Origin of the sequence: Pauljensenia sp. UMB3104, assembly GCF_030217285.1 — a bacterium.
GTDB lineage: Bacteria > Actinomycetota > Actinomycetes > Actinomycetales > Actinomycetaceae > Pauljensenia.
The window spans coordinates 1-280 of sequence record NZ_JASONN010000268.1; the positions used below are offsets into that span (position 1 = coordinate 1).

Annotated in this window: 1 protein-coding gene; it reads left to right on the plus strand. The window is 55.4% G+C overall.

Features of this window, described 5'->3' with window-relative positions:
* Positions 1 to 107 precede the first annotated feature (107 nt).
* Positions 108 to 280, plus strand: a 173-nt coding sequence (locus QP415_RS13930) for a single-stranded DNA-binding protein (protein ID WP_442953487.1), incomplete at its 3' end; no start/stop codon positions are given.

Consider the following 280-nt stretch of genomic DNA (forward strand, 5'->3'; position numbering starts at 1 on the left):
GTCGCAGATACCCGCTTTCCCAAAAAAGTGCGCGAACAGATCCTTGAAGTTATCCACAAGGTGGCGTCAAAAGCTATTGCGGAAATTAAAGAAGGAGAAAAATAATAATGCCAGCACGTGTAACAGCAATCGGAAACCTCGGGGCCGACCTGGAGCAGCGTTTCACCCAGTCCGGTAAAGCCGTCGTCACCCTCTCCATCGGGGTTACCCCGCGCCGCAAAGACCAGTCCGGGCAGTGGGGCGATGATGGGCAGCCGGTGTGGCTGAAAGCCACCTACTG